The 5,344-nt window shown below is 45.4% G+C and carries 4 protein-coding genes; 3 read left to right on the top strand and 1 reads right to left on the bottom strand.

Going from position 1 to position 5,344, the window contains the following annotated elements; all coding sequences use genetic code 11:
• Window positions 1–395: hypothetical protein (locus WBA23_RS03350; RefSeq protein ID WP_424580832.1), on the bottom strand; the 395-nt coding region annotated here is incomplete at its 3' end.
• A 542-nt stretch (window positions 396–937) separates the two neighbouring features.
• Between WBA23_RS03350 and WBA23_RS03355 the strand changes: the two genes are divergently transcribed.
• From WBA23_RS03355 to WBA23_RS03365, 3 genes are all read left to right on the top strand, one after another.
• Window positions 938–1,822, top strand: coding sequence for a DUF6503 family protein (locus tag WBA23_RS03355; protein ID WP_424580833.1), 885 nt, complete (start codon window positions 938–940; stop codon window positions 1,820–1,822).
• 102 nt (window positions 1,823–1,924) lie between these two features.
• Entirely contained in the window at window positions 1,925–3,142 is a 1,218-nt protein-coding gene (locus WBA23_RS03360) for a fasciclin domain-containing protein (protein WP_424580834.1), read from the top strand.
• A 104-nt stretch (window positions 3,143–3,246) separates the two neighbouring features.
• Complete coding sequence (locus tag WBA23_RS03365) at window positions 3,247–5,325, top strand: alginate lyase family protein (protein WP_424580835.1); 2,079 nt, start codon at window positions 3,247–3,249, stop codon at window positions 5,323–5,325.
• Window positions 5,326–5,344 lie beyond the last annotated feature (19 nt).

Consider the following 5,344-nt stretch of genomic DNA (forward strand, 5'->3'; position numbering starts at 1 on the left):
TTTAATTCAGACGCTACAATTTTGGCATTGGTATAAAAAGTCCGGGCTTGCTTCACCCACTTTAACAAATTCCGTTCTCGTACTCCATTAAGCTGTAAAGCTCGGTACTTTCCCCGGTCTTCAACCACCGCTACCCGGGCAATTTGCAGATGATGCTTATACACTTTCCAGGCTTTTTCTTTCGCTTTATTTAATGCGTCGGTAGCATTGTATTGCTCCCCGTACTCTTTCTTTTGAAGTACCGCTAAAGTTTGTAGGTCAGCTCCTAGTTTTTTACCCTGCTGTAGTTCAGCGGCCGTAAACCCCAGGGGGTTCATTATCTTCTGCCAAGATGAATTGTTCAGTACTCCGTTAATTGCTTTCTCTGATCTTCGGATTAGCTTCTCTATACTCATGACTGTATTTTTTCCGGTAAAAGTAAATGACTATAGAGTGGTGTTCAATAGCAAACAAAGGCGATCCCTTACGATGGGTAGTTCTGTGTGAACAAGGTAGATTACCTGGCAATCCACGATAATTACTCAACAATTATCACATCAACCTTACCTACTATCATTGGACACCTCTAGGTTTAAAGGAAAGATAAGGCACACTTTTCGGTAACGTAGCAACTACTTACCTCCTCCCATTTTTATAAGCACTATTATGAACCTGCTTCTACCCAATTGTTTTAGGCAATTAGGTCAGGTGGGGGCAGATGATGAGTTATTATTTTGTTATTTCATACAAGGTAGGAGCTGGTGACGAATCATGTTTCAGCATACAACATCAGGTAAGAACCGATGACAAACCTTTAGTTTAGAAATATTTATTAGGTGGAAGCGGGTGATACCACTAATAACTAGAATATTCCCGCCCCTTATTTTAGTAAACTATTGTCTGACCAATTGCTCATATTTTCGTTTACCTTGCCTAACCAACTAAAATACCTTTTCGTATGAAACTCTTCCTTCCTATCCTATCCGTTATCGTACTTTCCATTATAAGTTGTAGCTCTCCAACCCCTCAAACCGAAACTACAACTGCCCAAGTTGATTCATTGGCCAGTATTCCCGATTCCTGGATTGACGAGCGGGTAGCCGAAGCTGAGCAGCGACTAAATGCTTCCGAAGCGGGGGCATTGGTGTGGCAAGCTATTGAAGCACACGGGGGGTTAGACACTTGGTTCAGTAATGGCCCTCTGGCTTTTCAGTTTAACTATCAACCGCTAGACGGTAGCACGCCTCGTAATACTTACGAGGTAGCCGATTACTGGTCGGCCCGTACTCGCCACGAGCGGATAGATACGCTAGGAGAGTATGGCTGGACCGGTAAACAGGCCTGGGTACGCCCAGCCGATGCCAATGTGCCTTATAATACTCGCTTTTGGTCACTCACTCCCTACTACTTTGTGGGCATTCCTTTCGTACTAGCTGATGATGGCACCAACTTTGAATTGCTGGGAGAACAAACTCACCGAGACCGCCCTTACGACGCCGTAAAAATTACCTTTGGCGAGAATATTGGTGACGCTCCCGATGACTACTACGTGGTGTATATTGACCAAGAAACCAAACAAGTAGATGTAACCCGCTATATTGTTTCTTACCCCGGTTACTTCCCCGATGGTGGGCACCTTCCGGAGAAATTCATGGACTGGACCGACCATCAAACTATTCACGGTATCACCTTAGCTCAAGGCTTTGATACCTACTGGTGGAAAGATGAGCAACCCGCCGAGCATATCACTGCGATAGAAGTTAGTCGCGTAGAATTTATGCCAGACATAACCGATGCTTACTTTGAAGCTCCTGAAAACGCAAAAGTAGTCACAGAAATGTAAGGTAGACTACACTAAGAGTGTATTGAATATATTCTTAACTTACTATAGAAACATACCGACCTAGATTGAGTTCTTAACCTACACCCTAACTGAAATTCTGATATGAAACACATTGCACGACCAACCTTAGCATCACTTATTCTACTAATGGTTCTCTTCTCATTCAGTAGCTGTAAGCGAATCCTTGAAGACATCATTGATGAACTTCATGATGAAGATAATACAGAGAGCACCATTGTTGATCTCGCCCAGGACTCACCAGATTTATCAATATTGGTAGAAGCCTTGCAACGGGCTGATTTAGTTGATGCTTTAAACGAAGACGGACCATTTACAGTATTTGCTCCCACTAACGATGCTTTTGAAAGCTTATTTAAGCAACTGGGGGTAAATGGGATAGATGAGATTGATCAGGATGTACTTACCGATGTGCTGCTGTATCACGTGGTGAACCTACGGGCTACCCGAGCTACTTTTGAAGATGGTCTCATGCTGGAAACCCTTCAGGGTCAGAGTGTCACCATTACCTTAGATGACTGGTATATCTTTGTCAATGATATTAAAGTATTAGATACTGATTTGGAGGCTTCTAATGGTATTGTTCATATTATTGAAGGAGTATTATTACCCCCCACTACTAGTGCCCCAACGGTTCAACTTAGCGAAAACGATGAGTTTGGTGAAATACTTGTAGATGCAGAAGGAAACACCCTGTACTTATTTACCCCCGACGTTAACGGTGAAAGCGCTTGTGCGGGTGGCTGTATTGAACGCTGGCCGGTATTTTACACGGAAGAACTTACGGTAGGTGAAGGGTTAGATACCGCTGACTTTAGCATGATTACCCGCGCAGATGGTGCTTCCCAAACTACTTACAAAGGCTGGCCTTTATACTATTTTCAGAATGATGCTGCACCTGGCGATGTTGCGGGAGATGGCTTAGGCGATGCGTGGTTTGTTGCTAAAGATTACACCGTATTTCTGGGAAGACAGGAGATAGATGGCGAAAGAATTGACTACTTGGTAAACGAAGATGGACTAACCCTGTATTTGTTCACGGTGGATTCAGCCGAGCAGTCTAATTGTACGGGTGGTTGCTTAACTGTTTGGCCTCCGTTCCAGGCTGATGAGATTGTAGTACCTTCCCTATTGTCCGGCGATGAATTTGGCACCACAACTACCGAAGCAGGTGATATTACTATGTACCGCCATCGTCCGCTCTATTACTTTGTAAATGATAATCTAGAGCGAGGAGCGACTAATGGCCAAGGGGTTAACGATGTGTGGTTTATTGTCCCCCCAGATGTTGAATCCCTTTAACTTTTGTAGGCGATAAATTTATTTTACCAAGTATTTATCATTATTATGAAGCTGATGGCTGCCTTAACTGACGGTCATCAGCTTTTTCATTAAATACGTATACCGTGCTCATTACCACGCTCCTTAGATTGTGCAGTCCTGGTTGCATTTGCTTACTAACCTATACCCTGCTAACTCACTTAACTGCTGTTCCGGGATTCACCCAAAACTGGAAACAGGTTGTTTCAGTAGAAGATGTCTGCCAAGCCTATCCGCAGCAGATGAACCAGATGCTCAATCAGCTTGAGCTGAGTCAGCCGGGACTAGAGTCAGTGAAGGAGGCTAAAGAAGATAGTGCCCTGGTGAAAGCTTGCCAAGCATTGCTAAAATACTACCAAAGCAGTAATACTGCCGCCCATCTTCGCCAGGATGCTCCAGCAGAAACCAACGCTACGGTAGCTACAGCCGATACTACACTACAAGATGTCTTTGTCATTCAGAACGTGAGAGGCAAAGTACCTGTAGGAGAAGACGGTCATCGCAACTGGTACTACAAAGGACCTAATAATGATCGAGAGTGGGCTTGGCTTTCTAACCGCCATAGTCAGGTTTATCAGGTGTTAATGGCTTACTTCGAAACGGGTAATCCAAAATACGCCCAGTACATTGACCTATTTCTGCGCGATTTCATCATTAAGAGTATGCCCTACCCAGCTGTTAAAAGCCGCACTTCGGTGTGGCGGGGATTGGAAGTTGCCGCTCGGGCCAAGGTTTGGTCGAGCGTATTCTACGGACTCATCAATACCGGCTATTTATCACCGGCTACGCAGTTGCTGATGCTAAGCAGCTTACCCGATCACGCCCACTACAACCGCAACTTTCACGGGGGAAACAACTGGCTAACGATGGAGATTTCAGCCTTAGCTACGGTGGCCACCAACTTCCCGGAGTACCAACAGGCTGATGAATGGTTGGCGTATTCGGTGCAAGAGATGGTAGCGAGTATGAAAGACCAAGTGTACCCCGACGGAGTGCAGACGGAGCTAACCTCGCACTACCACAATGTCTCGTTACGTAACTTTGAGCTGTTTAAAGAGATTTGTGATCGGGCTGATACACCACTTCCCACTTACTATAATCAGACTTTAAAAGATATGTACAGCTATATTGCCCACGCCGTACGCCCCGATGGGTACCGCATTTTAAATAACGATGGCGACCGGGGTAGCGATCGTGAGATTATACTAAATGGAGTTAGTACTTTTAATCAAATCGATTGGGAATATATTGCTACCAACGGTACATCTGGCACATTACCTACCGATGGTCCGTCGTACTTTTACCCCTGGGCAGGGCATCTCATTTCTCGTAGCGGTTACGATAGTCTGGCTCAGTGGTCGTTTTTCGACGTAGGTCCTTGGGGAAGCGGGCATCAACACAATGACAAACTACACCTTTCGTTAGCCGCTTATGGTCGCGACTTTTTAGTTGATGGCGGAAGGTTTGCCTATACCGGAGCAATAGCCGAGAAGTTTCGCCCTTATGCTCGCAGTAGTGCCGCCCACAACGTACTGCTGATTGATGGTCAGGGGCAGGACGATGGCCCGCTCCTTGCTGAAGCTCCACTAGATGAATCGCACTATAAGATCACCCCAGACTATGACTACGCCAGTGGTGCCTTCAACCAATTCATTAATACCGACGGAGAAGCCACCCATCATCGGGCAATGATGTACGTGCGAGGTGAATTCTGGGTGATAGTAGACAACATCACCACCGACCGCCCCCGAGAGGTTGACGCACTGTGGCACTGGCACCCAAGCTGCACAATAGAAATGGACGGTTTAACCGTGCGTACTGACCACTCTTACGGTAACTTAGCTGTTGTTCCCGTGGGAGAGCGGAGGTTTGCCATTACACTGGTTAAAGGGCAGGAAGAACCTACCCTTCAGGGGTGGTATAGCCCTGAGTATAATATCTACGAACCTAACTTAGTTACCAATTACCACAGTATGATAGAAGAAGATGCCACCTTCGTGTGGTTGCTACTTCCTTCGGCGAATAAAGTTACTACCCCCTCCGCTACTATTTTGCAGAAAACCGAGCAATATATCAGCCTAAAGATAGAATCAGATCAAACTACTTGGGAACTAACTATCCCTTACGCTGATAGTAACTTAATAGAATTTCGTGAGAATCAGTGAAGCAGAACGGTTTGAGCAC

Origin of the sequence: Tunicatimonas sp. (assembly GCF_049647865.1) — a bacterium.
Classification (GTDB): domain Bacteria; phylum Bacteroidota; class Bacteroidia; order Cytophagales; family Cyclobacteriaceae; genus Tunicatimonas.